Origin of the sequence: Chryseobacterium lathyri, from assembly GCF_003290185.1 — a bacterium.
GTDB lineage: Bacteria > Bacteroidota > Bacteroidia > Flavobacteriales > Weeksellaceae > Chryseobacterium > Chryseobacterium lathyri.
Map to the genome: position 1 here is coordinate 1 of NZ_QNFY01000053.1, position 587 is coordinate 587.

The following is a 587-nucleotide window of genomic DNA, read 5'->3' on the forward strand; positions in this document are numbered from 1 at the left end:
ATGCCGCAGATCCTGAAGGATAGGCTATGGAAGTGCTCTTTGTCTGGCTGATAAATGCTGTTTTGGAATAAAATCCTTCATCGGTCTGATAATCAACATTATCTGCAATGCCAAATGTGTACTGATAATCATCTTTTCCCAGAAGCTGGTTAGTCTCACTATACATTTCTTTTTTCTCCAGTATCCCTGATCTTAAAAGGTTGTAGTAAGGCTGGAAATTAACGGTATTGCCACCTACCGTAGTCTGATACGATGGATAATCCCTATCCAGTTTGAAGAAATATTTTGCATACCCGTTTCCTGAACCGTCCATTACTTTTACATTTTTGAACAGGATTCTGCCGTCTTTAGAAGTATAGCCGCTTGAAGCGTTTGGAATGGAAAAATCATCATACTTGTATGAAATTTCTTTTACCGGGATACTGCTGTTAATACTATTGAACCTTTTAATGGAACGTATCCTGTATGATGTAGATGGACTAGCATTACGGTAAGGTCCAGGCTTTGCCACAACTTCTATCAGCCCAAAATTAACCTGACCATTCTGTAGGGGTACGTTGGCAGTAACGGTATACTGACCGGGATAG

General features: G+C 40.0%; 1 protein-coding gene. It reads right to left on the bottom strand.

All coding sequences use genetic code 11. The features are described 5' to 3' along the window. Positions 1–587: hypothetical protein (locus DRF61_RS22490; RefSeq protein ID WP_157963434.1), on the bottom strand; the 587-nt coding region annotated here is incomplete at both ends.